The 23,369-nt window shown below is 63.6% G+C and carries 28 protein-coding genes; 11 read left to right on the top strand and 17 right to left on the bottom strand.

Annotated features, from left to right (window positions below):
- From KAK11_RS04830 to KAK11_RS04750, 17 genes are all read right to left on the bottom strand, one after another.
- Positions 1 to 186, bottom strand: coding sequence for a hypothetical protein (locus tag KAK11_RS04830; protein ID WP_210806818.1), 186 nt, complete (start codon positions 184 to 186; stop codon positions 1 to 3).
- A gap of 11 nt (positions 187 to 197) precedes the next feature.
- The gene (locus KAK11_RS04825; protein WP_210806816.1) at positions 198 to 485 is read right to left on the bottom strand and encodes a head-tail joining protein; all 288 of its coding nucleotides are present in this window, start codon (positions 483 to 485) and stop codon (positions 198 to 200) included.
- 5 nt (positions 486 to 490) lie between these two features.
- On the bottom strand, positions 491 to 847 hold the full coding sequence (locus KAK11_RS04820; RefSeq protein WP_210806814.1) for a hypothetical protein: 357 nt from the start codon (positions 845 to 847) through the stop codon (positions 491 to 493).
- A gap of 69 nt (positions 848 to 916) precedes the next feature.
- Positions 917 to 2,995: a phage major capsid protein gene (locus tag KAK11_RS04815; protein ID WP_210806812.1), complete on the bottom strand. Its 2,079-nt coding sequence runs from the start codon at positions 2,993 to 2,995 to the stop codon at positions 917 to 919.
- A gap of 64 nt (positions 2,996 to 3,059) precedes the next feature.
- Positions 3,060 to 4,763, bottom strand: a complete 1,704-nt coding sequence (locus tag KAK11_RS04810) for an SGNH/GDSL hydrolase family protein (RefSeq protein ID WP_210806810.1) — start codon at positions 4,761 to 4,763, stop codon at positions 3,060 to 3,062.
- A gap of 15 nt (positions 4,764 to 4,778) precedes the next feature.
- A complete protein-coding gene (locus KAK11_RS04805; protein ID WP_210806808.1) occupies positions 4,779 to 5,921 on the bottom strand; it encodes a hypothetical protein in 1,143 nt (380 codons plus the stop codon).
- 25 nt (positions 5,922 to 5,946) lie between these two features.
- A complete protein-coding gene (locus KAK11_RS04800) occupies positions 5,947 to 7,674 on the bottom strand; it encodes a phage portal protein (RefSeq protein ID WP_210806806.1) in 1,728 nt (575 codons plus the stop codon).
- Positions 7,674 to 8,258 (bottom strand): hypothetical protein, encoded by a 585-nt coding sequence (locus KAK11_RS04795; protein WP_210806804.1) that lies wholly within the window; start codon positions 8,256 to 8,258, stop codon positions 7,674 to 7,676. Before KAK11_RS04795 ends, KAK11_RS04800 begins: the two co-directional genes overlap by 1 nt.
- Positions 8,259 to 8,264: 6 nt before the next feature.
- Entirely contained in the window at positions 8,265 to 10,334 is a 2,070-nt protein-coding gene (locus KAK11_RS04790) for a phage terminase large subunit family protein (protein WP_375140663.1), read from the bottom strand.
- On the bottom strand, positions 10,255 to 10,767 hold the full coding sequence (locus KAK11_RS04785) for a MarR family transcriptional regulator (protein WP_210806802.1): 513 nt from the start codon (positions 10,765 to 10,767) through the stop codon (positions 10,255 to 10,257). The genes KAK11_RS04790 and KAK11_RS04785 overlap by 80 nt, the downstream gene beginning before the upstream one ends.
- A 204-nt stretch (positions 10,768 to 10,971) precedes the next feature.
- Positions 10,972 to 11,574, bottom strand: coding sequence for a phage tail protein (locus KAK11_RS04780; protein WP_210806800.1), 603 nt, complete (start codon positions 11,572 to 11,574; stop codon positions 10,972 to 10,974).
- A 117-nt stretch (positions 11,575 to 11,691) separates the two neighbouring features.
- Entirely contained in the window at positions 11,692 to 12,102 is a 411-nt protein-coding gene (locus KAK11_RS04775) for a hypothetical protein (RefSeq protein ID WP_210806798.1), read from the bottom strand.
- Entirely contained in the window at positions 12,089 to 12,397 is a 309-nt protein-coding gene (locus KAK11_RS04770) for a hypothetical protein (protein WP_210806796.1), read from the bottom strand. The genes KAK11_RS04775 and KAK11_RS04770 overlap by 14 nt, the downstream gene beginning before the upstream one ends.
- A gap of 277 nt (positions 12,398 to 12,674) precedes the next feature.
- Complete coding sequence (locus KAK11_RS22155) at positions 12,675 to 15,266, bottom strand: VapE domain-containing protein (RefSeq protein ID WP_210806794.1); 2,592 nt, start codon at positions 15,264 to 15,266, stop codon at positions 12,675 to 12,677.
- A gap of 4 nt (positions 15,267 to 15,270) precedes the next feature.
- A complete protein-coding gene (locus tag KAK11_RS04760) occupies positions 15,271 to 15,573 on the bottom strand; it encodes a hypothetical protein (RefSeq protein WP_210806792.1) in 303 nt (100 codons plus the stop codon).
- Complete coding sequence (locus KAK11_RS04755) at positions 15,573 to 15,938, bottom strand: XRE family transcriptional regulator (protein ID WP_210806790.1); 366 nt, start codon at positions 15,936 to 15,938, stop codon at positions 15,573 to 15,575. Before KAK11_RS04755 ends, KAK11_RS04760 begins: the two co-directional genes overlap by 1 nt.
- Before the next feature lie 82 nt (positions 15,939 to 16,020).
- Positions 16,021 to 16,305: a transcriptional regulator gene (locus KAK11_RS04750; protein ID WP_210807903.1), complete on the bottom strand. Its 285-nt coding sequence runs from the start codon at positions 16,303 to 16,305 to the stop codon at positions 16,021 to 16,023.
- Between the two features lie 74 nt (positions 16,306 to 16,379).
- Between KAK11_RS04750 and KAK11_RS04745 the strand changes: the two genes are divergently transcribed.
- From KAK11_RS04745 to KAK11_RS04695, 11 genes are all read left to right on the top strand, one after another.
- Entirely contained in the window at positions 16,380 to 17,099 is a 720-nt protein-coding gene (locus KAK11_RS04745) for a hypothetical protein (protein ID WP_210806788.1), read from the top strand.
- A 405-nt stretch (positions 17,100 to 17,504) separates the two neighbouring features.
- On the top strand, positions 17,505 to 17,945 hold the full coding sequence (locus tag KAK11_RS04740; RefSeq protein WP_210806786.1) for a hypothetical protein: 441 nt from the start codon (positions 17,505 to 17,507) through the stop codon (positions 17,943 to 17,945).
- A 261-nt stretch (positions 17,946 to 18,206) separates the two neighbouring features.
- The gene (locus KAK11_RS04735; RefSeq protein WP_210806784.1) at positions 18,207 to 18,443 is read left to right on the top strand and encodes a hypothetical protein; all 237 of its coding nucleotides are present in this window, start codon (positions 18,207 to 18,209) and stop codon (positions 18,441 to 18,443) included.
- Complete coding sequence (locus tag KAK11_RS04730; protein ID WP_210806782.1) at positions 18,440 to 18,634, top strand: hypothetical protein; 195 nt, start codon at positions 18,440 to 18,442, stop codon at positions 18,632 to 18,634. Before KAK11_RS04735 ends, KAK11_RS04730 begins: the two co-directional genes overlap by 4 nt.
- Entirely contained in the window at positions 18,631 to 19,017 is a 387-nt protein-coding gene (locus KAK11_RS04725) for a hypothetical protein (protein ID WP_210806780.1), read from the top strand. Before KAK11_RS04730 ends, KAK11_RS04725 begins: the two co-directional genes overlap by 4 nt.
- Before the next feature lie 2 nt (positions 19,018 to 19,019).
- Positions 19,020 to 19,259 carry a hypothetical protein gene (locus KAK11_RS04720; RefSeq protein WP_210806778.1) on the top strand — a complete coding sequence of 80 codons (240 nt, stop codon included), beginning with the start codon at positions 19,020 to 19,022 and terminating at the stop codon, positions 19,257 to 19,259.
- Positions 19,259 to 19,591 (top strand): hypothetical protein, encoded by a 333-nt coding sequence (locus tag KAK11_RS04715; RefSeq protein ID WP_210806776.1) that lies wholly within the window; start codon positions 19,259 to 19,261, stop codon positions 19,589 to 19,591. The genes KAK11_RS04720 and KAK11_RS04715 overlap by 1 nt, the downstream gene beginning before the upstream one ends.
- Complete coding sequence (locus KAK11_RS04710; protein WP_210806774.1) at positions 19,591 to 19,950, top strand: hypothetical protein; 360 nt, start codon at positions 19,591 to 19,593, stop codon at positions 19,948 to 19,950. Before KAK11_RS04715 ends, KAK11_RS04710 begins: the two co-directional genes overlap by 1 nt.
- Positions 19,947 to 20,534, top strand: coding sequence for a nucleoside/nucleotide kinase family protein (locus KAK11_RS04705; protein ID WP_210806772.1), 588 nt, complete (start codon positions 19,947 to 19,949; stop codon positions 20,532 to 20,534). Before KAK11_RS04710 ends, KAK11_RS04705 begins: the two co-directional genes overlap by 4 nt.
- A 10-nt stretch (positions 20,535 to 20,544) precedes the next feature.
- Entirely contained in the window at positions 20,545 to 22,455 is a 1,911-nt protein-coding gene (locus tag KAK11_RS04700; protein WP_210806770.1) for a ParB/RepB/Spo0J family partition protein, read from the top strand.
- A gap of 3 nt (positions 22,456 to 22,458) precedes the next feature.
- The gene (locus tag KAK11_RS04695) at positions 22,459 to 22,992 is read left to right on the top strand and encodes a hypothetical protein (RefSeq protein WP_210806768.1); all 534 of its coding nucleotides are present in this window, start codon (positions 22,459 to 22,461) and stop codon (positions 22,990 to 22,992) included.
- Positions 22,993 to 23,369 lie beyond the last annotated feature (377 nt).

Here is a 23,369-nt window from a genome sequence, read left to right as displayed (position 1 = left end):
TTAGGCCTTCGGCTTAGCGTCGGGGGCTGGCAGGATGACGGTCTCTTGAGCGTCGGGCAGGGGCTCGACTTTCCCGAGGTGGGCCTGGGCGGCCAGGTCGTCCAGCTCGATGGTGTCGCCTTCTTGAAGGTAGCTGCCATCGGGCTGTTTAAAGCTATGGCCGGGGAGGATTCTGAATTGGGGCATGGTGGCTCCGGTCAGGTTTTGGTGAGTTCGACTTGACTGAAAACCCCGTCGTCGACCTGCCGCAACTCGCGAGCCCTGTAGCCCAGGCTGTTGACCGTGATGGCTGTGCCTTCTCGGACATTGGCTGTGGCGAGGTCTGAGGTGGCGGCGGTGAGCAGGTACTGCGTGCTCATGACTGCGACGTCGCCGATGGACAGCGACTCATCGGGCCTGTCGAGCAGGCCCAAGAAGGCGTGGCCGTTGGCGATGCAGGGCACGCCGAAGTCGGCCAGGAAGACGGCGGGGGATTCGTCAAACATGGCGCTTAGCCGCCTTTGCCGCCTTCGGGGGCGGCGGGTGCGGGCGTCTGCACAGCAGCTTTGGCAGCGGCATCGGCAGCGCCTTGGGCGTATGCAGCAGACACGATGGCTTGCAGTTGCTCGGCGGTGATGCCGCTGCCTGCCTGAGCAGGGGGACTGACCGGGGCCACCTTGGCTTGCGCGAAGGCCTTAGCTTCTTTGTCAACAGGCTCCAGCCTGTGGAGATGCTTGGTGGCCGTGGCTTCGTCGAAGTCGACTTGGTCGTCTTCGTAGTAGCTGTTGGTCTGCTCTTGGCGCTTGCCGCCGACTTCAACAATGCGGGTGTCGTGAACGACCATGCCTGCACGGACGATGAATTTCATGGTGGACTCCAATTGATGGTGAGGACGCCTGGCCGAAGGACCAGCCAGGCGCGAACGGGTAGCCGTGGCTTAGAAGCCCGGCGTCAGTGCGTCGGACATGACGGAGAAGCTGGCACCGTGACGGACGCCGACGTCAGCCGTCTGAATGGCGCGAATGACCACGTCGCCCGACTTGAACAGCGTGCTGTCGTACGGGTTGATGGCGATCTCCAGCGCGCCCCACTCGGCAATCAGCAGCTCCAGCCAGTTGCCAAAGATCAGCTCGGAGCAGATGCCGTTGGCGGTGCCCTTGGTCAGGTTCGAGCGCATCTGGTTAGAGATGGCGTAGGGGTGGCCCTTGATCTTGTCGGGGCTGTTGTTGGTGAGGCCACCTTGCGGGTCCCACAGGTACTGACCGGTGGTGCTCTTCAGCGTGCTGAGGTAGCCCTGCGCCTTGGCGTTCATGGCAAAGCCCATGTTGCTTTGCGGCGCGTTGGCAACCTTAGGCGCTGCGATCATCTGGATCAGGTGATCGAAGGTCAGGTTCGCACCGTTAGCGCCGCCGATGACCGAGGCCACACCAGACTGGTTGGTGATGCCCAGCGGCTGGCCACCAGTGCCAGTGCCGATGAGCGCAGCCAGGTCAAGCCCCAGAGCGAGCTGAGCGACGAGGTCGGCGCGGGCGATCATCTCGATAGCGGGGGTGCTTTGCAGCATCATCAGGCGGCTGATGACGCCCCAGCTCGTGATGTTCTTTGGGCTCAGCGAGACCTTATCGAAAGTGGCCTCGCTCTCGGTGCCAGGCGTCAGCTCACCCACCCAAGAGGTGGCGGCGGCCGTGATCTGGCGGGGAATGTCCACCTTGCCCACCAGGCCGGTCAGGAAGCGCGCGCCCAGGGTCGGGGTGACCATGACGTTGCGCAGGACCTCGATCCAGTTGTCGGACATCAGGGTGGTGCCCACCAGTGCGCCGCCGGTGTTGGCTGCGCCCACAGCAAAGGGGGCTCGCTGAGCCAGCTTGCTGCCGCCTGCGGCCTGCACCCAGGCGCGGGCGTGGGCCTCGTCTGGCGCAAACGGCAAGTCAGTCGGCACGAAGAAGCCGGTGGCCGCATCGCGCTGCATTTGCTTTGCAATCTCTTCAGAGACTTCGCGCTCGAAGCCCGCTTCTTTCCAGTCGTTCTTGTGAATGGCACGAATGGCGTTGACAAGGCTGTAGCGCTTGCGCTCTTGCGTGGACATGTCCACCCGAGCGCCCACGGGCTTGGTGGTGTTCTCTTTGTCCAGCGCGTCCATGAACGCGGAGCGAGCAGCCTCCAAGCTGCTGCCGCCCTCGATGTGCAGATCGGCCAGCTCGGGCTTGCCCCAGCGTTCGCCCAGCTTGCGGATGCCTGCCTGGCGCGCGATTTCGTCGCGGCGCAGTTGGGCGGGGTCGTGTGCAGCGGGAGCTGCAGGCGCGGCAGGTACGGTGCCGCCACCGGTGGAGCCTTCGCCCACCTTGTCCATCAGTCGAGCGTGTTTGCGCTTCATTTCAGTTTCCTCTTCAGAAGGTTGATCGGCGGCTGCCGAGGGCTGCGTGCGTGCCTGTGTGACCACATGCACGCGCGTTTGGGTGAGCTGCTCTTCAGCACTGCGGCCGACACCCACAGAAGGGTCGGCAGCGATGGTGAGCAGCGAGATCTCGAAGGCTTCCCACTGGCGAGCCGTGTAGACGTCGTCAGGGCTGTAGCGGTCGGGGTCTGCGGCCTCGCAGATGTAGTCGCGGGCCAGGTACATGAAGGAGACGTTGCGCAGGACGCCGTCGGCCACTTGGTTCATGGCCCAGGTGCCGCGCTCGTCTTTGCCGAAGCGGACGATTGCGTGTCCTTTGCGGTCATCGCCGATCCAGGCACGCTCGATGACGCCGAGTACGTCGCTGGGGTCGTGGTTCCAGAGGAGATTGCCGCCGTCGTTCAAGCGGCGCAGGTCTGCCGCGCCGGGGTCGTGCGAGAGGATCTCTTTGCCGAACCAGCGGTCGACTGGCGTCTCGCTGCTGAAGCTCAGCTCGACTGTGCGGGCGTCTGTATTGACGGCCACCACTTTGACCGAAATGGTGGCTTCGCGCTTTTGGGGCACGGCCGCTTCGCCATCAAGCAAGCGGCGGCCTGCCTCGGGGGCATTGGGATTGGGCATGGGGGCTCCAAAGAAAAAGCCGCCGGTGTTGCCACGGGCGGCTTGGGGTGATGGCGCTTACTGCTTATGCGCTGGCGAAGGGGCTAGGTCTGGATGTTGGCCTGCCGATCTTGACAACGACTTTGTTGCCAGCCGTGCCGCGAACACCGACGTTGATCGCAAAGACCCACGAAGCGGCTGTGGGCGCGGCCGTCAGACGTGCTGGCGGGAAGAGGCAGGGGTTGCAGACCATGGCGGCTTTGAGTGGGGGCTCGTTGCTGACGCCGTGTTCCGTCCGGGTCTCTTCAGTGATGCGCCCAGATTGCCCGGCGACCGTGGCTTGAATGTAGTGCTGGTATCCGGTGACTTCTAGGCCCGCGTCCGGCGTGATGGACAGCACACAGCCGAAGTCATAGTCCCCTGCGGAAAGGTTGCGCCAAAACTCAAAGCCTGCCGGGCCGGTCATGGTGATCTGGAAGCTCTGGTTGTTGCCGCCAGGTGTAAAGGTGAAGACTTGGTCGTACCCGAAGCCGTCTGACCGGGCCTCAAGAGAGCAGGCCAGCACCGCTGCCGACCCACCGACCACGATGTTGGTGATCGCAGCATCGACGGTGCCAGTGGCCTTGGCATTTAGCGTTGACGCCGTGGTGCCGGTGGCCAGCCAAAAGCCGTCCATGGCCTGCTGATTCAAAGGCTCGCTGCGCTTGCAGTCCGTCACGCTGGCAATGAGCCGACTGATGGGCGATGCAAACAGTGGCTGCAGCGTGGCCCAGGCCTGCGCTGCGACCAGGTCTTTGCCGACTCGGTTCATGTGCACACCGTCACCGATGAACAGCTCGGGCTTGCCGAGCCCTGTGGCCGGGTTGATCGTGGCGGCGAACTCGTCGACCAGCAGGAGGCCTGGAACCTCAGCTCGCAGTGACTCAAGCGCCGCCATGATCTTGCGGCCGTTGGCCTGCTGCACCGTCGTCATGTTGGCGGTGGCGGGCGGGAGGCGCACGCAGTAGAGCAAGCCTGCCTTGCTGATCTTGCGGGCGATGGTGGTGATGTTGGCGATGGTGACAGCGGGGTCCACACCACCCAGCAAGTCGTTCCCAATGCCGCCTGCACCGATGATCATGCGCACCCCTGGCGTTGCAATCGCATCATCGACTTGGGCCAGCTTGGCCGTGGTCTGCTCTCCGCCGACAGCAAAGGTCGCGACGATGCGCAGCGCACCGTTTGACAGGGCCACCAGCCTGCGCACCCAGCTTGGCTGCGCGTAGGCAGAGCGGATATGCAGATCCATGACGCCGGTGCCGTCGGGCCAGCCGGGCAGCGGCATGGTCAGCACGGTGGCGCTGACGCGGGTCACGCGAGCGCTGGCGCGTCGGGCCTGAAATGCCGTGGCGGGGGCGTCTTTGTTGAGGCTGACAGGTGCGCCGGTCTGCAGGAGGTGGTCGCCTTCAAGCGATGTCCAGGTGCCGACCTGGTTGGAAACGACCAACGTGCCTTCGAGGTTTGCAAAGCAGTGCTGATCGTCAGAGCTGCCGAGAATGGCAGCGTCGATCTGACCCCAGCGTGGCGTCATCTTGCTCATGATGACGGTGCCGTCTGGACCGACGAGGTCGCCGTCGAGCGTCTGCAGCACAGCGCCTAGAACGCGGTTGTTATCGACCCCAGCAGGTGAGAGCTTCTCACTGTGCTGCGCCGCCGTGGCTTCGTCCAACTCGATGGTCTGACCGCCCTGCAGCAGGGTGCCGTCCGGCAGACGGAAGCTGTAGCCGCCGTTGATGGTGTAGGTGGGCATGAAAGACTCCAGGCCTTAAAGCGCTTTGTAGCCACAAGCGTTGAAGCTGACCGCTGCTCCGGCGGTGAGGCAGGCGGCATTGAACGCAGTGTTGACAGCCGCAGCGCGCAAGGGCGAGCAAAGTGAGATAACCGCTGGGACCGGCATGTTCGCCGGAGCAAACCCTTTCCAGACCACAGCCGAAGCGTCTTTGATGACTACAAAAGTGGCCGTCGCGCCGGTGTTTTGGTAGCTGAAGTCGGTGACGTAGTTGCGGTAAGACGCCGTGGCGGCCGCAATCACGAGGTCTGCTGTGGTGCTCATGTCACCTGTGGCCTGCCACCGCGCCTCTGGCACAGCTCCCGCCTGCACCACCAGAGCTGCGCCACTGGTCATCGTCGCTCTGGCACCATCGCCAGCAACGAGGGTGGCGGGGCCTAGAGCCGTGCGGACGATGCCGCCAACGATTACCGGCGACTGAGTATTGGCTGAGTCTTCGGCTGTTGCACCGGTCACAGGTTGAGTGGCTGATGCTTGAGCAGCAGGGATTGGCTCCGTGGCGTAAGTGGCCCGCTGGATGAGATACGTGGCCACACCTGAGGTATGGGCTGTGGCGCGGACCCGAACCCAAGCCAAACCGTTGACCGACAACTCCCAGCCGTAGGTTGGGGTTGCCGTCAATGTCCCTGTCGCGGTCTCCACGGTGTTGGCATTGCTGCGCACCGCTTGAACGGTGAACCAAGCACCGTCGGTGCCATCGGTGCTGTTGAGAGAGCCCTCAAACACAGCCGCATGCCCGACCAGCACCGAAGCAACCATGTGAATCATGACGTTGCTGGTGCGGTCTACTTTTGCGGCCAGCACACCACCCAGGCTAGAGATATCGCCCGTGATCAACGGGTATCCCGCTGGTTGGGAGGCAACTTTCAGCCGTCCGACCTCGTCCAGCTTGAGAACGGTGTAGTCGCCATTGTTGGCGGTTGGCGCGTCGGTGTCTGAGCGGACCGCGAGCATGAGGAGACCCTGCTCGCCTGTCGTGTGCGGGGTGTCTTCCGCATAAACACAGGACCGCAGCACAACAGCCTGGGCCTCGGATGGCGGAACGCTGTCGCCTGTCAGGGGCGGAATCTCTACGGTGCGGATGTTGCCATCGCCGTCTTTAACTTGAAAACTGGTCATTGTGTTGTCCGTTCAAATGAGCTTGCTACTCTTCAACGGCGGCGGGCTTCTTTGCACCCTCTTCGCCCTCGCCGCCGGGCTTGTCGTCTTCGTCGGGCTCGCCGGGCTTGGCCGCGCCCTGCCCCGCTTGTGCAGACGCCTGCGATGAGCCTTTGTCTGTGAGCTGGGAAGGGTCGGTATCAAGCACCAGGCCGTATTGCTTGGCGAGCTTCAGCTCGTCGGCGCGGCGCTGGAAGTGTTCTTCCAGGTCTTCGCCCTGCTCGGCCAAAACATCGGTGAGCGTGGTGAAGCCGCTGCGCACGTCGCTCTTGGCGGCTGCGCCCTCCTTGGCGGGGTCTACCCACTTCCAGCCACGCGGAGCCCAGCGGACGGCCTCGTAAATGTGCGGCTGGGTTTCGTAGGCCGGGAGGTTGAGTTCGCCACCCAAGACGGCCATTTCCAGCCAGGCGGCAAAGACGGGCTCGCAAAGGGTCTCGATCAGCCAGTCTTGCAGGACGCGCCAGAGTTCCCGGTCTTCCAGCAGTGAGAGGCGGCTGGAGCTGTAGTTGCTCTGGCTGTAGTCGCGGCTCAGACTTTCGTAGCTGACGCCAATGCCTGCGGCCACGCTGCGCAGCATGAAGCGCATGAACGGGTCAAGCGCTGCATTGGGGCGCGACGGGTTGAAGCCGGTGAAGGTCTCGCCTGGGCCGAGATCCATGATGATCCCAGGCTCCATGTCGGTGACGCGTTCGCCGTCAACGATGTCGTCTGCGCCGCCGTCGTCGTCTTCGCCGGGCATGTCCAGCTCGGGGCGCTGGCGGAAGCCCATGATGGCGGCGCTGGCACGGGCCGCGACGATCTCGGCCTCCTCGTAGCCGCCCATGTGCCGCAGCTTGACGAGGGTGGCGTGCATCCAGGGCACACCACGAGTTTGGTACGGCCGGTCGAGCAGGCAGACGTGAATGATCTCGTCAGCCGGGACGCGGATGTAGTTGCTGGTGGGGACCGTGGCGCTGGCCAGGTTGTCGCCAGGGTGCCGAGGGTAGAGCCAGTAGGCGACGGGGCGCTGCCACTCGTCAACTTCGACGCCCATGCGGATCTCGTTGCCATTGACTCCGGTGCGGCCGTTCCAGGTGTCGACGATCTGGTCGGCTTCGATTATCTCCAGTGCGAGGGCTACACGGCTATCACCAAAGCGCTTGCGCACCAAGCGCACTAGGCACTCGCCAGACTCGAAGACGGTCTGGATGATGACTTGCTGCAGCCGCGCCCAGCTCAGCTTGCCAGCGGTGTGGCAGCGCTTGGCTTTGATCCAGTGACGCCATGAGGCCTCAATGGCGGTGTTGATCTTGTCGTCGTACTGGTCGCCACGGCGCTTTTTAACGAGGGACTGGAGGCGGATGCCCCGGCCCACGACGTTGATCATGACGGTACGCTTGGCGTTCTTGGCGTACTCGTTGTCACGGCAGAGCTGGCGGCTGCGGTTGCGCAGGGGCCGCAGGCTGGTGATCAGCTCGCTGTCGGCGCTGGTGCCGTTGGCGATCCAGTCGGCGGTGGTGCGGCCGAAGGCTGCGCCACCGTATTGGCGGCGGCTTGGTGCGCGTGCAGACGCCTGCGCTGCCTGGGCCACGCGGCTGTGTTTGATGTGCTCGGGGCCATGGGCCAAGCGCCAGTTTTGCAGGGTGGCAGCGCCGGGGATGGCGATGCGAGCCTGGGCTTGTGCCCAGGTGGCAGCGCCACGGCCTGCGTTGGGGGTGCGAATGGTGGTGGTCATCAAGTGAACCTCACGCCTAAGCGGCCGGGGTTGCCGAGGCCGTTGGCGGCGGCGCTGGCTTTGCGCTCGCGAGCGACGATGCGCAGGCAGCGTTCTTCGATTTCGACCAGGGCGGACATGGGCTCTTTCTTGAGCGACCGCTGGCCGATGGTGTACTCGACAGTTGCACCGCCGCTGATGCGCCGGGAGATCTCGGCGCGCACGGCGGCGAGGTCTTGCTCGGCTTTGCTGCGGCCGTCGAAAATGCCGTTGGTGGGCAAGCCCGCAATGTTGGGGGTGACTTTGAGGGTGCCGCCGCCGGCTGTGACGCGCTCTTGGCCCTTTGTGGCCACCGCCTGCCAGTACCAGACATTGGGCGTTGCGGTCGCATTGAGCGCAGCGCTTTGGTCCGCAGTGATGGTGACCTTCCAGCCACCACCGTCTGCCACGCCGTTGATGTCCACATTGCCTGACTGGACGGGGCCGCGCAGGCTGTAGGTGAGGACATAGTCGGGGCTGGCGATAAGGCCACCCGCCGCGCTGGTGAAGGCGCGGTCAAGCCACCAGACGGTGTCTCCGGCAGCAATGATGGGTGGGATGTTCATGGTCTGTTAGTAGCCGTTGACGAAGCCGCCTCTCCGCTTTGCCGTCCTACCCGGCCGTGCCTTCTTGGACACGGCCGGGGGCGACGCTTCGGCGGGAGGTGTAGGGGTGCGGGGTTGCTGTGGCTCGGGGCGAGGAGTGGCACCCTCTGCCACAGCAGGCGGCTTTTCAGCCCCGCTGCCGCTTTGCTCTGGCACCGCGACCGACTGCGGTGCTTCGAGTTCGTTGTCGTCTTGTGGATCTGCCTCGGGCAAGTCTTCAGCGATGAGAGACCGCTGGCGGAGCCGGTTCTCCAGCGCCGCCCAGTGGCCCTCCAGCATCAAGTGGGTCTTGAGGCTGCGGGCGGCATGGAGGGCGTAGACCTCGCAGTCGAGCGCTTCGTTGCGTTGCCCGCCTTTCTTCTGCCAGGTCTTGCGGGCTCGGTTGGCCTTGCTTGGCGCTTTGACTTCGGCTGTGAGCTGATCCCAGTAGTCGGGCCGGACGCCTTCGTACCAGTGCATGCAGCCCGCACCGGCTTTGAGCTTGACCCGCGTTTCGAGGATCAAGTCCTTGGCACGGTGGGTGCCGACGATGTAGTTCTGCAGACCGAACTTGGCAGGCTTCTGGCGCTTGCCGGTGTCTGCCATGCGGGGCGTGCTGAAGATCTCCTTCTTGTCGTTGCCTTGTTCGCTCGCGCCCTTGATGGCCATGAAGCCTTTGTGGCGGCGCTTGCGGACGTAGGCGTTGACGATCTCGGTGCGGTTGCCGTCTGAGCCGTCGATGGAGAAGGCCGAGACGCGCAGCGTGGCACCGCTGGCGTGCCGGTATTCACGGTCGGCCAGGGCGTCGAGGTCTTTGAATGCGCCCTCGCCAGGGATGAGGGTGGAGCCGTACAGCTCGCCCCAGTACACGAGCCAGGACTCTTCGCCACGGCCCCAGGCCCGGATGACGACAGCCAGGCGGTCGTGCTGAACGTCCACGCCCATGGTGAGCAGCAGGCCACCTTGAGGGACGGTGAACTCGGCGTAGGTCTCGGCGCGAATCTTCAGGTCGGAGCCGTCGGGGACGTCAGTCACGTAGGCGTATGGCAGGCCCTCGGTGTTGTTGCGGAAGCTGCGGATCTTGGTGTCATCGCCCTGGCTGAGTGCGTGCACTGCGGTCAGGTACTTGCGCACCAGGTGCACCAGGCGGGAGCCGGGGAACGGGCTGTACAGCTCATTGATATAGAAGCCCGCCACGCCGTTGAAGGGCGCGGTGGCCTTCCAGCCGTGGCCTTGGGATTCAGCCTGGCGGACGGCCCGGTTCTTCTCAGCGTCAGTCCACAGCGAGCCGCAGTGCGGGCAGCAGTAACGGGCAGTCTCAGGGTTGGCGCGACCGAACACTTCATGGTCAACCGTGGCCGTGTCATCCCACTTGACGTTGTCCCAGGACAGCACCTGCGGCTCTTCGCAGTGGGGGCAGGCCACGTAGAACTTGCGGCGGTCGCTGGCGTCATAGGCGGCAGCGATGCGGCTGATCCCTTCAATCGTGGGCGTCCCACCAAAGATCATCTTGCGGCGGGCGTAGCTTTTTGTGCGCTCCCGCAGGATGGTGATCGTGTCGCCCTGATCCTTGACGTTCTCGTTCGCGTCGTCGGGCTCCTCCACGCAGACCACCGGGGCTGGCGTCGTCTTGACCGAGCTGGGGCTGTTGGAGCTGACGAACTTCAGGAAGCCGCCGGGGAATCCCTTGAACTGCCAGCGGTTGTCTTTGTCGCGCCGGGAGTGGACCGGGATCTTGTCGGCCAGGGTCGGCGTGCACTCGACCATGGGCTCGAACTTCTCGCTGTTGAACTCCTTCGCTGCACCCTCTTTGGGGAACATGATGATGATCGGGCACGGGGCTACATCGATCCGCCGCCCGATGTAGTTGAGCAGCACGCCGTCAGTCCACGCCACCTGGGCCGACTTCTGGCAGGCCACTTCAGAGATGGACGGATCGTCCAGCGCAGCGTGCATGCCGCGCACCCACGGGGTGAGGTCAGGGTTGTAGCGCCCCGGCTTGGCCGTCGCCTTGGGGCTCAGCATGCGGCGCTGGACCGCCCATTCCGTCGTCGTCATCTGCGGGGTCGGGGCGACCGTCTTCCGCAGGCGAGCCAACAGGGCCTCCACCGCCTTCGCCGTGTCCAGAGAGGTGAGCGAGTGCATTGCGGGTGTGGGTGGAGATGACGTCTAGATCGACGTCGATGCCGTAGAGCAGATCCAGCTCCTCTTTGAGCTTGTCGTCGCGGGCCTCAAGTTCAGCTTTGAAAGCCATGTACTGCCGGTGCAGCGCGGGTTCGAGCTGCGTAACGTTCACGAGCTGCCCAGTCTTCTCGGCCAGAGTCAGCAGCTTGAGCTGGCGGTCGACTTGCTCAGTCAGGGCGCGCTCGCGGGCGAGGTCCATACCATCGGCCGAGCGGTGCCCAGCCGCCACCCCACGCAAGTGCGTCAGGTAGGCCAGCCGAATGGCATCGAGGCTGGAGGTCTTCCAGTCGATACCGAGCGGGGCCATCTGTTGACTCACAGCGGGCTGACTGATGCCGAGGTGATCGGCGATTTCTTGCTGAGTCGGCATGGTGTGGGGGGGCAACTTATAACCCCCCTACCTCCCTCGGATGTAGAGGAAATCGGCGGTCATCGTGCCCGCTGGGTCAGGGGTGGGGGAAGGACCCGCGACAGGGGGGTGGGGGTGGGGGCACTGCGCAGGCGTCTGCACTTAGCGACCTCGACCCTTCACGCGCTTGGCAAGCCATGAGTGTTCGTGCTCAAGGATCGCAGGGAACTTGTCTTGCAGCACCTGGGTTAGTGCTGCCTGCACTGCCTGATTGGACATACCGTCTACCACCGATGGGCCGTACAGCTCACGGATGGGGAGCTGGTGCCAGCCTCCCCGCGTGTTGTTCACCTTGCGGTGCTTTTGGGCCTTACGCTCGTCGTGGACAAACACGCCCGTGTGCCCGCCTGGCATGGTGGCAATGAATGCACCAGGGACCAGCTTGCGGCCCTCTTTGACCGAGACTGTCACGCCTTTGCTTGTCTGCCTGGCTGCGAACTCGACCAATGGGATGGGCCTGCCCTTTGCAATCAGCGAGGCCTTGAGATTGCCAGGTGTAGCGCGCTCGATCTTGATCGCTGCCTTGATACGGCCAATCTTGATCTTGTACCCGCCTACATCACGGATAGCGCGTGAGCCTGCAACCTTGCCTTGTGCTGCCACCTTGTTCAGTGCGCGCATCGTGGCCGTGGCCCTCATCTCTTGCGCTGCCGCCCTGAACTCCATGGCGAACAGACCGGCGTTAGTTTTGAGGCTGATGTCCATGGCGCACAAATGAAAAAGCCCGGCAGGAGTGGGGATCTGCCGGGCCAGCGGTTGAAAGGTCACACCAATCAACAGCCTGCCTGAAATGTACCGAAAAACTATATTCCGTAAAACTCCTCATTTGGGCCTCGCGGCGGCTTGCATGGCCTCGACCGTGGCCCGTTGCTGCCGCTGTTGAGCGTGCAGCTCTGCCACCCAGCGCTGGATGCTTAGGTGAGCCTTGCTGATCCTCGCATGCACTGTCACCTCAGCACAGCAAAGCCGCTGCGCTTGGCGCTTGACAGACCCACCACGCAGATAGACCTCTTCCACGGTGGCCCGCAGCTCGCCTGCCAGAGCCATGACGGCCCGGTGCGTCTCTTCGGCCTCGATGTCGTTCGTCGGCACGCGGCACTCATCTTCGGCCGTTGAGTGGATGCCTTCGCTTGCCATGTCGACGCTTGCAAAGCCCAGGCCACCCACAGTCATGCCCAAACGCCAGCGCGCCCAGTTGTGCAGGCGACGGTCGATGTCTTCAATTCGTGCCATGCGGGCCGTCCTTGGGGGCAAGCATGTAGAGGAAGACCTGGGTGGCAAAGGTCTCGGAGAAGGCCAGCACCAGCAGGCCAGCATCGACCGAAGGAGGCGTGCCCACCGACACCGAGCCTTGGCGCGCAAAGAACCACCCAGGCTCACCCTCCAAGACGCCCATACGCCAGCACTCCGCCACCCACTTCGCGCCATACAGCTCGCGCTTCTCTTGAATGAGCGCCCCCAGGCCCGGCATCAAAGGCACCAGCACCTGATATTGCTTTGGGTCGATGTTCAATCTCTTCTTGTCCATATGTCCATGACCTCTCTATTGATTCACTACACCTGAACCGCTCACCCGCGCGGGCCTGAGCGCACCCGCCCCCGCCCGCCCTCGCTTTGTGATGGACACTTGACCGTAGGACGTAGCTCCGCCCTGAGACCCTTCTCCACTGTTTAGTGGAACCATGAGCACTCACTGCAAAGTCACGGACACACGGACAAGATCCAAGCGCGCTTGGTCGCGGGGGCCTTACATAAGCTCAGCCTGGCTGCCGCTGACCTTTTCCGTGGCGCCCCACGCTCGCTGGTCAGAACGGGCAGTCATCGTCGGCCCTCTCGATTGATGCACCTGCGTTTTGGTGCTGTTGATCTGTGGCCCCCGAGCGAGCCGCTGGCGCGCTCGATGGACGTTTGTAGACGCGGGGACGCTTGCCATCAATGCCAGCCTTGGTGGCCCGGCCTTCGACCCAGCCGAGGCGGCGCAGTGCCGCTGCAGCTTGCTTCTCATGGAAGCGGCCGGGGCCGAGCTTCTCCAGGCCAATGCCGACGCGGCCCAGCAGCTCGACCAAGCTGATCTCGTTCACCAGCGAGCCGTTTTCTCGGCCATGACCGACCTTTTGGTCTTCGTCGTACAGGTAGGTGACGATGGCCGTCTCGATGGCGTTCTCCACAGCGCGCGCGCTTTGCTGTGGCTCGAACAGCTCCAGCTCTTCATCGGGAAGCGGGTGCATGCGCTCGCCTGCATCAAAGCGGGCCTTGGCCTCAGCAAAGAGCTGGTCGCGGTTTTCCTCGACCCAGTCGATGTCGATCACCCGGCTGACGCGCACCGGCCAGAAGCGGCGGTTGCCCGTCGGGTCTGTCAGGTAGTGGTCTTCATTGGTGGTGCCACCGAAGACGATCTGGCGCGGGTAGTCGCGCGCACGGCGGTCGAAGCTGGCCCGGAAGTAGTCCGCACTGGAGGCGATAAAGCTCTTGATGCGGGTCACCTCAGCCTTGCCAAAGCTGTCCAGCTCGCCAAACTCATAAAGCCAGCGGCCCTGGAGTTGCTGGTAGCTGTCTTTGTCGCCCAGCACCAGGCCCGTGTCTGCAAAGTAGTCGCCAGCCAGCACCTTGAGCAGCGTGGACTTACGCCGCCCCTGCGGGCCTTCCAAGATCAGCATGTAGTCGAACTTGACGCCCGGCTGCATGACGCGGGCGACCATGCCCTGCAGGAACCATGTGCCAGCCCTGGCGAGATAGCGGGCCAATTGCTTATCGACCTCGACGCTTGGGTCAATGCAGGCCCGGCGCAACCAGCCCCTCAGGCGCGGCACACCATCCCACTGCAGGCCGTCCAGGTAAGCGCGGACAGGGTGATACGAGTGCGAGCTGGCCACCATGCGCACCGCTTCCTCCAGCGTGCCGCGCGGCATAGAAGGCAGCCAATGCTTGCGCACCAGCCACTCACCCATCTTCAGCTCATCGACCTCTTTCCAGGTGCCCGAGCCGGTGCCCCAGGGGGCCTCGCGGGTCTTGACGATGTCGTTGGTGAACTCGTTGAAGGCGATCACTCCATGAGCCTCTGGGATGCCCTTCACGCCGTCTTCGGTAACGCCATCGAGCGCAAAAACCACGTTCTCACGCACCGCCTTAATGGCCAGCTTGTCCGTCTTGAGCAAGTAGCGGCGCCACGCCCTGTCCTCATCATCCTGGCTCGCGCCAGCGGGAGCATCGCGCACGGCCTCTTTGGCGCGCACGGCCTCGTCGGCAGGCACAAACTTGACGGCCTTGCGCAGGATCTGGTTGCGCACCAGCTCGGCGTCCCAGCCCTCGGCAATGGCGTCGGCCACATCCCAGCCGTCTGCCATCGCCCCAGGGGCGGGGATGGGCACCATGTAGCATGTGCAGCCGTACTCAGCCGTCAGCAGCGTGGCAATGCCCACCATGGTGGACATACCGGGCTGTCTGTGCTCGGGCAGCAGCGGCTTCGTGGCAGGGTCAATGCCCGCTTGGCGCTCCTCGGCTGTCAGCTTCACCCGCTTGGCGTCACAGTCGGGCCACAGATACACCGTGCGGCCCATCAGCAGGCTCCAGCGCGCCTTGTCCCAGGCTTTGCCACCGCCAGGCCAGCTCACCCAGTCAAAGTCGCCCGGCAGCAGTGTGAAGCCCGCCATCGCGCACTTCTCGCCCTCCACCAGTGCGACAGGAAAGTCGGCCAAAGGGCTCAGCACCGTGGCAGGCACATAAAGGGGGCGCGGTGCCTCCCATTGCTTGTTTACCCACTTCTGGGTGCCGCGTGGGTCTGTCAGGTCTTCGCACCAGGTCAGCGGCATCACATCCTTGCCACCGTCGCTGGTGCGGTACCGCACGACATAGCCGTACAGCTCACCATCGAGCTTGTATTCCCAGTGCGCCTCCAGGTCTTCGGGCTTGCGGTGCCAGTGCTTGAAGTCGGCAGGCGGCGCGAAGGCAGGCACCGGCACCACCGGGCGCCACTCACTCTTGGGGCGGCTTTGGCTGGAGGGCTTGACCTTTGGCGACCCTCCACCCCCTTCATCCTGCTGCGCGCGCGGCGCTGCTGATCGGGCCTGTGCGGGCGTCTGCACTGGTGCTGGCGTCTCACGCCAGCCCATGCTTTCCATGATCTCGCGAGCAGCTTGCACCTGGGTCAGATTGTGCTTAGCCGCATACAGCGAGATCAGGTCATTGCCCTTATCGCCAGTGGCGAAGTCCCCCCATTTGCCAGCGTTCTTCCCACTGATGCAAACGGACAAGCTACCACCCTCACCACCGTTCAGGTCAGCGCAGGCATATTCATTGGCGACCTTCTTGCCACCAGGGAGCCAACTAGAGACAAACTCCAGCGCTCGACTCAACAAGGTCTGGTTGAGACCTACGAAGTCAATCGGTTGATACGCCACCGCGTCAGCCCCTCCACCCACGCACCACACCATCCAGGGCAGCGGTGCTGCTGGTGGCGAAGTTGGATTGGCGCTTGGGGGCCGGGGCGTAGAGCTTCATCCAGCGGCGGGAGTGGGCGCGCTTGGTGCTGCCGATGACCTCCAGGTCACCGGCGCGGGCCATGTTCTCGACAGTGCGGCGGGCAGCCAGGGAGCCCACCTGTGCTGCTGCGGCCAGGTCGCGCCATGTGACGCCGTCGACCTCTTGGGCCAAGCGCTCTGCGGCGCTGGCCAGGGCTTGGCGGATCTCGCCTGCGGGGCGGGGCATTACGCGGCCCTCCGTTGGGCTTGCATCTCTTCAAGCAAGGTGACTTGGGCTTGGTGAGCAAGCCACTGGCTGATGACTGCATTGCCAAGTACTCGCTCTACCGCTGCAACGTGGCGGGCGGGCAGCTCGCGCCGGGCCTCGTGGACGCTGAAGTAATCGGTGACGTGGCTGTAATAGAGCCCGCAGACCTCGGCCAACTGGCGCTTTGTGAGCCGCCGGTTTGACCGAAGCTTCCACGCCAAGCGGCAGGCATGACGAAAGCCACCCAGGCGGTCGATGACCACGGGCGGCACAAATAGGCGTTGAGCCTGGACCACCCCCCCCATTAGGGGGAGTGGCGATTGCTTGTCATTGAATAAATTCATGGGTCCCCACCCTGTTACCTGTTGAGTTACCAGTTGCCCGGCGGGCCAAATGAAGGGCATGAAGTCATGCCCTTTAGCCCCCTCAGTCAGTTGGTCGACTACCGCAGCCGTCATCCCCTTGCGTCCCCGGTTCGGGGGCACCAGGGCTATGCAGCAGCTCGGGCCACACGCGATGCCAGTCATGCGGCCTCATGTGCCATCTCATGACCGCAAAGCCGGTGGCTCGCTCAATGGGCGCACAGTGCTCAGCCGGTATGGGGCGCTTGCCCCTCGCCAGTTGAGAGAGAAAAGACGTGCTAAGGCCAGCAGCCTTGGCGACAGCCCTGCCTCGCCCACGCTCACCATTGAGGTAGTCAATCAAGCTCATGGCGGAATGATAAAGCATTGCTTTAGTCAAAAACAAGCATTGGATGATTGATTACTCATGCCAAAGAATTAGCAATGCTTTACAACCAAGACCCCAGCGACACCGAGACGGTCAAAAATTGGCTGGTGCGCGTCCTTGAAGAGGGCAAATCGAGGGGCAAGACTGCCGCCGGGCTTGCTGAGCACTGCGCAACGTCCCCCCAGGCCGTGTCAGGCTGGAAAAAGACGGGGCGGATCACAAAGACCAATCTGGCGAAGGCCGCTGCCTACTTCGGCGAAGGGCCGAGCTTTAGCGGTGCGCCGCCGTTGACGGCCAAAGAAGAGGCCTCGGACTGGCCTTTCCCCGGAATATCGCGGACGAGGTTTCAGGCACTGTCAACCGAGCAGCGCTTGGAGATTCAGGGTGTTGTCCGCGACAGGATTGAACGCTTTGAAGAAGGCCGGGCCCAGCCCATGCAGTCGGAGGCCCCCAACGCAGAAGCGGAGCGCATCGCACTCAACCTGCAGGCGGTTCCACTTGATCGATTGCGCCAAATTGGCGTTGGGATTGATTACTTGCTGGAGTACGGTGCTTGGCCGAGCGTCACCCCGCTGCCAACTCCGACATACGTGCGTGTACCCACTGGCGCTCCAACAACCAGTCGCGGCACGCCGGACCATCAGCCAAGAAAACGCGCGCCGTCCGAGCCACCAACGGTGAAGCGCAGTGCGAAGCGAAAAGCCGAAACCGCTGGATCTGGTGACCTGCGACTACAGCCAAAGGGCACCAAGGGCCGAGATAGGCCGGGCGGCTAAGGGCCTGCGCTAGTGCCAAGTCCTCCATCACAAGCAACGCACCAGAGAAGTCAAGCAGCACACCCAGGTAGACAGGCGGCGGCTTCATCAGCCAGCCCACCTCTGCCATTAACTTGCTCAATGACTTGTGATGAACGGTGCCATGGAACTGAACCACCAGCGTTTTGCCATCGCCCTCCGCTGTGGCTGTGCACGTGCGTTCATGAACCCAATAGCCAGCTTCACTCATGGCAGAAATCTTCGTCACGTTTGCTTTCGATTTAAGTGAGTAGACTCCTGTTTGCTGCCCCAGAGCAGTAATCGCGCAATACTTCACAGGAGGAGTCAATGGCTCTCATCACATGCAAAGAATGCACTCATAGCGTTAGCAGCACAGCAAAGGCATGCCCGTCATGCGGGTCACCCGTGCCCAAGAAGACTAGTCTGCTTACCTGGGTGGTGGCACTCATCATCGTGGCCGCAACCGCAGGAGCGATCTCCAACGCCCAACGCGAGAAGGCACCACCAGACCCGGCAGAGACCGCCCGCAACGCAGTTATTGGTGCGAACCAAAACGCCGCCATTCGTGCCGCTCAACTGCTGAAGGCAAGCATGAAAGACCCGTCTTCATTTGAGCTGAAGTCGTTGGTTGTCAAAGACGACGGGAGCAGCTGCTACACGATCAGAGCCAAAAATGCATTCAATGCATCGATTGAGTCGGCTGCCGTGTTGATCCCAGGGAAGACACCCCAGCTACTACTTGAGGAGCGTGATTCCAACCGCTTCGTCAAAGCCTGGAATGAGCGCTGCACAAAGGCTGGCGGAGAGGACATTACAGGGCTCGCCGCGAGGCTGATTTCCCGCTGAGACTAAGTTGACGGGCCGCCACAGCGGCTCTTTTTTTTGAACCACATATAAAGCATTGCTTGACACCAAAGAAAAGCATTGCTTAAATGCGCCCGTCGCGTCCAGACGCCTGCACATCGCGGGGAACGCGACAGGAGCGCAATCATGTGTCGGAGCTTTAGTCACGAGACCAGGCCTCAATTGACGCCGAGCCAGAGCGTTGAGGTCTACACGTACACGCCAAATCCAACAGCGCCGTACGCAATGCATGGCGAGGTTCGCTTGGCGATCGGAACCACCGACGGCCACTTCCGGACCTCGTCCACGCTGACCCCCGCTGAAGCGCGCGAGTTGGGCGAGCGCCTGCTCAGAGCGGCCGAACAAGCTGAAACCGACCTCGCATCGCAGCCTTGGGCCGGTAGCAGCTATCGAGCGCTTGCAAATGACATGGCTGAGGTGACGTTCAGCCCCGCCGCGCTTCCCCGCACTTCCATCGAGCACGTCGGGAACGCGGCATGAGCGCCCCCCGCATCCCCCGCTGGCCCACCACCGGCCCTACACCCCACACGTGGCACGACTCGAACGCTGCCAACAGCGACATGTGGGAGATCGAGCGCAAGAACCCCCGGCTGTCGCTGCTGGTCTATGCGCTGGCCATCGTGCTGGTTTTGGCCGGTTCAGCGATCTGGCCCTGGGGGTTCGCGTCATGAGCATGTCCACCGCCATGACGCTCGGCCTGCATCTCTTCACTGCCCACGTGGGCGGGGATGCCGCCGCCGAGCACCTGCAGCCGGTGAACCCCGGCATCTATTTCCGGGCCGAGAGCGGGGCCACTGTGGGCGCCTACCGCAACAGCTATGGCCGGGCCAGTGCTTATGCGGGCATGACCTGGCAGACCAGCGATGGCCGCTTCGCGCTGACGGTGGGCGGGGTGACGGGATACCCCGCCGCCAAAGTGTTGCCTGTCGTCTCGCCATCCGTGCGCTTGCCCCTGGGTGATGACGGCTACGCCCTGCGCGTGGCCTATCTGCCCAAAGCGCCCTGCGTGGGCACCGCCCACGGCCTGCACATAGCCCTTGAGCGGAGGTTTTGACGATGAGCAGCTACTTCCCGCCCTACTCCTTGAACGGAGTCAGCGAGCGCGCCTGTGCGTTTTGCTTCCACGGCCGGGCCAATGGCCTGCAGTGCAACAACGGTGCAGTGAACGCGACGCACTGCCACTGCCCCGAGGTGGGCAGCAGGCCCATGCCTGTGGCCCAGGCCCGAGCAGACACCGGCCCCTGCGGCCGGGAGGCGCGGCACCTTGTGTTTCAAGCTTTGCAGCAGGTGGCGTGATGGCTCGATACGCAGCTATCACCACAGCCCAGCAGACAGCAGCGCTGACGCATCTGATCGGGTCCGGCCAGCTCAAGCACTGTAAGGGCATGACGCTGGAGATGGTCCTGCAGATGCCACTGGCAGCCCGCATCGTCAACCTGCACGCGCTGCTGATCGCCCAGGGCAAGCACCCCAGGCTGAGCCCCAAGGCCGCGCCCTGCTGGGGCTTTCCGGCTGGGCCACCGCCCATCACCCAGCCCCGGCCCGCGCGGCCACCCGCACCACGCCCCAAGCGCTACTTTGACGCCCGCAGCGCCGCTGCAGGAGACCTTGACCAGGAGGACGATTGATGACCACGACGAACCGAGACACCATCATCCACCAGCACGGCCCGCACGCTGTGCTGGCCGACAGCCAGCCCATCACCATGGCCGATGGCACCGTGACCACGCTGCACCGCGTGGCCCGCAATGGCCAACTGGCCCCGCTGCTGCGCGCCCTGGTGCTGCCGCACGCGATTGCCGTGTTTGACCTGCGCGCACTGATCGGCACGCCACCGCCATCCATCGTCATGGACGGGCCTTGGATTGCCGCGTCGATTGACCGCAAGTTCAGCGGCGCTGCAGCAGTGCAGACGGCTGTATCCACCAACCTGAGCGATGTGTGGGGCAACCCCACTTGGGTGCCGATGCGGAGGATTGCGGCATGACTAAGCCTTGCGTATTGATTGGCCTGTCAGGCAAATCCGGCAGCGGCAAAGGCACCGTGGCCGACCACCTGTGCAACAACCTCGGATTCCAGCGCCACGCCTTTGCCGAGCCCCTGCACGACATGCTGACGGCACTGCTCACCAGTGCGAACATCGACTATGCCCACCTGTTTGAGCGCGACCTCAAAAGGCAGCCCATCCCGACGCTCGACGTGAGCGCGCTGGCGATGATGGAAACCTTGGGCAAAGAGTGGGGCCGACGCCTGCACCCTGATTTTTGGGTACGCCACGCGGCGCGGGTCCTAGGCCTGGACGGCGAAGAGGCCGCGCCCATCCATGACCGCATCGTTCTGACTGATGTTCGCTTTGAGAACGAGGCCCGCTTTGTCCGCCGACTGGGCGGTCACATCATCCGCGTCGAGCGCGATAGACCTGATGCGAGATACCACATCAGTGAGCGCGACTACATCGAGCCCGATATCACGCTCGACAACAGCGGCCCGCTTGAGCTACTGCCTTCCATGCTGGCCTGCACTCTCTCCACCCTCGCAGTCCGCCATGCGGGCTACTGGACCACCCGCTGAGCGAATCACCATGAGCCAAACCCCACAAATCCGCGTCGACCACATCCACGAGTCGCCTTTCAACCCCCGCCGCGTCTTTAACGAAACACGACTTCAAGAACTGGCCACCGACATCAAGCAGCTCGGCGTGCTTCAGCCGGTGCTGGTGCGCCCCCGCATCCCCGAGCTGTTCCATGGCATTGACGACGAAAACGCAGTGGCGGGATATGAGCTGGTCTTTGGCCACCGCCGGTACCGCGCGGCCGTGCTGGCAGGCCTGGAGACCATGCCAGCCATGGTGCAGAGCCTGACGGATGAGCAGGTCAAGCGCATGCAGCTCTCTGAGAACCTGCAGCGGGACGACGTCCACCCGATTGAAGAGGCCGAGGGCTTCCAGGCGCTGATGGCCGAGCACGGCCTGAGTGCCGATGACCTGGTCGCCGAGACCGGCAAGAGCCGCAGCTACATCTACGGCCGCTTGAAGTTGCTGCAGGCCTGCAAAGAAGTGCGCGACGCCTGCTTAGCCGGAGAGATCGGCAGCGAGACCGCCCTTCTGGTGGCCCGCATCCCGACAGAGAAGCTGCAGGGCAAGGCCCTGGCGCGCATCAAAGCAAAGAACATGGACATGGGCGACGGCGGCAAGAAGAGCTATCGCGACATCCAATGGCTACTGCGCGAGGAGTTCACGCTCAACCTGACGGCTAAGGATTGCATCTTCCCGTTTGCTGACCCGGACTTGTTGCCCAGTGCAGGCGCCTGCACGACATGCCCCAAGCGCACCGAGAACGCACCAGAGTATCAAGACATGGTGCAGGACTCAGCGCGTCGCTGGGGTGGTGTAGTGAAGGGAGACGCTTGGCTGTGCACCGACCCCGACTGCTACCAAGCCAAGAAGACCGCCCACCTGAAGGCAGAGGCCCAAAAGCTGGCCGCAAAGGGGGAGGTGGTGATCGAGGGCAACAAGGCTCGCGCCGCAGTCAGCGCCCGAGGCGTGGTCACCGGCGCATACGTGGCGCTGGCCGATGTGAAGGCTGAGCTGGCTAAGGCCAAACAGGAAGCCGCCAAGCAGGCCACCAGCGCGCCCACCGTGGTGACAATTCAAGACCCCCGCACCGGGAAGCTGTTTAAAGCTGTGAAGGAAGCCGAGCTGATCGGGTTGGGTGTGCGCCAAGCCACCCCCAAGCAGCAGCGCGAGCATGACGACTGGAAGGCCCGGCAGGCGCGCGACGCGGCGGAGCGCCAGAAGAAGGAGGAAAAGGCCGAGCGATTGACCGAGGCCCAATATGAGCTACTGCTGCGCACGCGGGCCGTGATGCACACCCAGCCGCGCGATCACATCGACCTGGCTATGGTTTGCCACGCGGCACTGTGCGGAGTCGGCCATTGGGACAAAGGCACGCTGACAAAGCTTTGGGGCCATGACGACTACACCGACTTGCAGAAATCGGTCGGCAGCATGCCCGTTCAAGACCTCACCAAGCTGCTGATGGATTGCGCCCTGGTCAAGCACGTGCGAGCTAACCCTTGGACCAATGAGCAGCCCACCGAACTGCTGAGCGCCGCAAAGCGCTACGGCGTGCCCATCGAGACGCCCAAACCCTCCGAACCCCTTCCCCCCGCTGCGCGCGCGCTGGATAAGGGGGCGGCTAAAGCAAATCCCCGAGCTGTGGCCTACCGCTGCCCCGACTCCGGCCAAGCATGGAGTGGCCGGGGCCTGAAGCCGAAGTGGTTGCAAGTGGCGCTGGCAAATGGCAAGACCCTGGCCGACTTCGCGGTGCAAAAAACCGACGGCCCCGCTGCGCTGGCGCCGGTAGGGGCCGACGGCGACGGGCAAGCCGCCGCCCAAGGGAATACAGATCCAGTGCTCGGCTCCGCCGAGCAAGGGCTGATTGAAGGCACCGACGCCCAGGGCGTCGATGCCGGTGCTACTGCGGAGGCATGAGAGATGGCCCGCGCACGTAGCAGCACAGGAACCGTCGCCGTGCCTCGGCTGCTGAGGGGGCTGGTGGCGCGGGCCAAAACCGAGGTCCCACGGCACACGGGACCACGGTTGGCGCGCGATCAGCGCACGCGACTGGGCTTGGTAAACACCGCCAACATCGAGCTACTAGCCCAGGGTGGAAGTGACCCAGGCGTAATGATGCAGTGGGCTGAAGGTCTGCTGCTGTGGCATTACGTATCGATCCGGCTGGGATGCGGCGAGGTCGAGATGGAAGAGCAGCTCACGCTGGCTACAGCAATCCTGCAGCGCTTCGGGGTCACGGGCCACGTCTCATTGACGAAGGAGGAACTGAGTCTGGCCAAGCTCGGCGTTCAAGTGTGCGATGCACTAGTGGACGAGACATCGCTGGCTCTGGCCGAGGACGCGGCGCTCTGGGCAGAGACTCAGATTCAAGGAATCTGGGCGAGGGCCAGTCTGGGGGTTCAGCCCGACTTTAGCCGCGATGCGATTAGGCCGTACTGCGAGGAATCAGCATGATCGGCCGCAAGCACAGACTGCGCCTTGGCTGGACATGCTGCAGCACCTGCCGCACCACCCACAGCAGCAAGATGACGGCCCGGCTGCATTGGCTGTGGCTGCAGTGCGTTGCGACAGTGCGCCTACTGGCGACCCCCGCAGGCAAAGATCTCTTGGCACCGAGCGCGGTGGCTTGCGTCGGGTGCGCCGAGCCACAGCAGGCCGTGGCGGATGGGCAAGACATGGCTGTGTGCTCGGTGTGCGAGAGCGTGTACTTGAGTAAGCGCGTGGCGGAAAACATGGTGAAGGCGCGCAAGCCACACATCAGGCCACGCAGGTCTGTCGGCCGTCACCGGTCTTGGGTGTGCGCCACCGTTGATGGCCATGCAGGCTACGGC

Source organism: Ideonella paludis (genome assembly GCF_018069865.1).
In the GTDB taxonomy this organism is placed as follows: domain Bacteria; phylum Pseudomonadota; class Gammaproteobacteria; order Burkholderiales; family Burkholderiaceae_C; genus Ideonella; species Ideonella paludis.
This window is presented reverse-complemented; position numbering and strand designations above follow the sequence as displayed.

Coding starts and splice junctions, on each gene's coding strand:
- KAK11_RS04790 (WP_375140663.1), bottom strand. CDS start 10,334: ATGACGACGACGGAATGGGCGGTCCAGCGCCGCATGCTGAGCCCCAAG.
- KAK11_RS04815 (WP_210806812.1), bottom strand. CDS start 2,995: ATGCCCAATCCCAATGCCCCCGAGGCAGGCCGCCGCTTGCTTGATGGC.
- KAK11_RS04780 (WP_210806800.1), bottom strand. CDS start 11,574: ATGGACATCAGCCTCAAAACTAACGCCGGTCTGTTCGCCATGGAGTTC.
- KAK11_RS04745 (WP_210806788.1), top strand. CDS start 16,380: ATGCTTTACAACCAAGACCCCAGCGACACCGAGACGGTCAAAAATTGG.
- KAK11_RS04710 (WP_210806774.1), top strand. CDS start 19,591: ATGACCACGACGAACCGAGACACCATCATCCACCAGCACGGCCCGCAC.
- KAK11_RS04800 (WP_210806806.1), bottom strand. CDS start 7,674: ATGACCACCACCATTCGCACCCCCAACGCAGGCCGTGGCGCTGCCACC.
- KAK11_RS04805 (WP_210806808.1), bottom strand. CDS start 5,921: ATGACCAGTTTTCAAGTTAAAGACGGCGATGGCAACATCCGCACCGTA.
- KAK11_RS04760 (WP_210806792.1), bottom strand. CDS start 15,573: ATGCCCCGCCCCGCAGGCGAGATCCGCCAAGCCCTGGCCAGCGCCGCA.
- KAK11_RS04785 (WP_210806802.1), bottom strand. CDS start 10,767: ATGGCCCCGCTCGGTATCGACTGGAAGACCTCCAGCCTCGATGCCATT.
- KAK11_RS04770 (WP_210806796.1), bottom strand. CDS start 12,397: ATGGACAAGAAGAGATTGAACATCGACCCAAAGCAATATCAGGTGCTG.
- KAK11_RS04695 (WP_210806768.1), top strand. CDS start 22,459: ATGGCCCGCGCACGTAGCAGCACAGGAACCGTCGCCGTGCCTCGGCTG.
- KAK11_RS04810 (WP_210806810.1), bottom strand. CDS start 4,763: ATGCCCACCTACACCATCAACGGCGGCTACAGCTTCCGTCTGCCGGAC.
- KAK11_RS04750 (WP_210807903.1), bottom strand. CDS start 16,305: ATGAGCTTGATTGACTACCTCAATGGTGAGCGTGGGCGAGGCAGGGCT.
- KAK11_RS04825 (WP_210806816.1), bottom strand. CDS start 485: ATGTTTGACGAATCCCCCGCCGTCTTCCTGGCCGACTTCGGCGTGCCC.
- KAK11_RS04795 (WP_210806804.1), bottom strand. CDS start 8,258: ATGAACATCCCACCCATCATTGCTGCCGGAGACACCGTCTGGTGGCTT.
- KAK11_RS04700 (WP_210806770.1), top strand. CDS start 20,545: ATGAGCCAAACCCCACAAATCCGCGTCGACCACATCCACGAGTCGCCT.
- KAK11_RS04715 (WP_210806776.1), top strand. CDS start 19,259: ATGGCTCGATACGCAGCTATCACCACAGCCCAGCAGACAGCAGCGCTG.
- KAK11_RS04725 (WP_210806780.1), top strand. CDS start 18,631: ATGAGCATGTCCACCGCCATGACGCTCGGCCTGCATCTCTTCACTGCC.
- KAK11_RS04775 (WP_210806798.1), bottom strand. CDS start 12,102: ATGGCACGAATTGAAGACATCGACCGTCGCCTGCACAACTGGGCGCGC.
- KAK11_RS04820 (WP_210806814.1), bottom strand. CDS start 847: ATGAAATTCATCGTCCGTGCAGGCATGGTCGTTCACGACACCCGCATT.
- KAK11_RS04730 (WP_210806782.1), top strand. CDS start 18,440: ATGAGCGCCCCCCGCATCCCCCGCTGGCCCACCACCGGCCCTACACCC.
- KAK11_RS04705 (WP_210806772.1), top strand. CDS start 19,947: ATGACTAAGCCTTGCGTATTGATTGGCCTGTCAGGCAAATCCGGCAGC.
- KAK11_RS04755 (WP_210806790.1), bottom strand. CDS start 15,938: ATGAATTTATTCAATGACAAGCAATCGCCACTCCCCCTAATGGGGGGG.
- KAK11_RS04720 (WP_210806778.1), top strand. CDS start 19,020: ATGAGCAGCTACTTCCCGCCCTACTCCTTGAACGGAGTCAGCGAGCGC.
- KAK11_RS04830 (WP_210806818.1), bottom strand. CDS start 186: ATGCCCCAATTCAGAATCCTCCCCGGCCATAGCTTTAAACAGCCCGAT.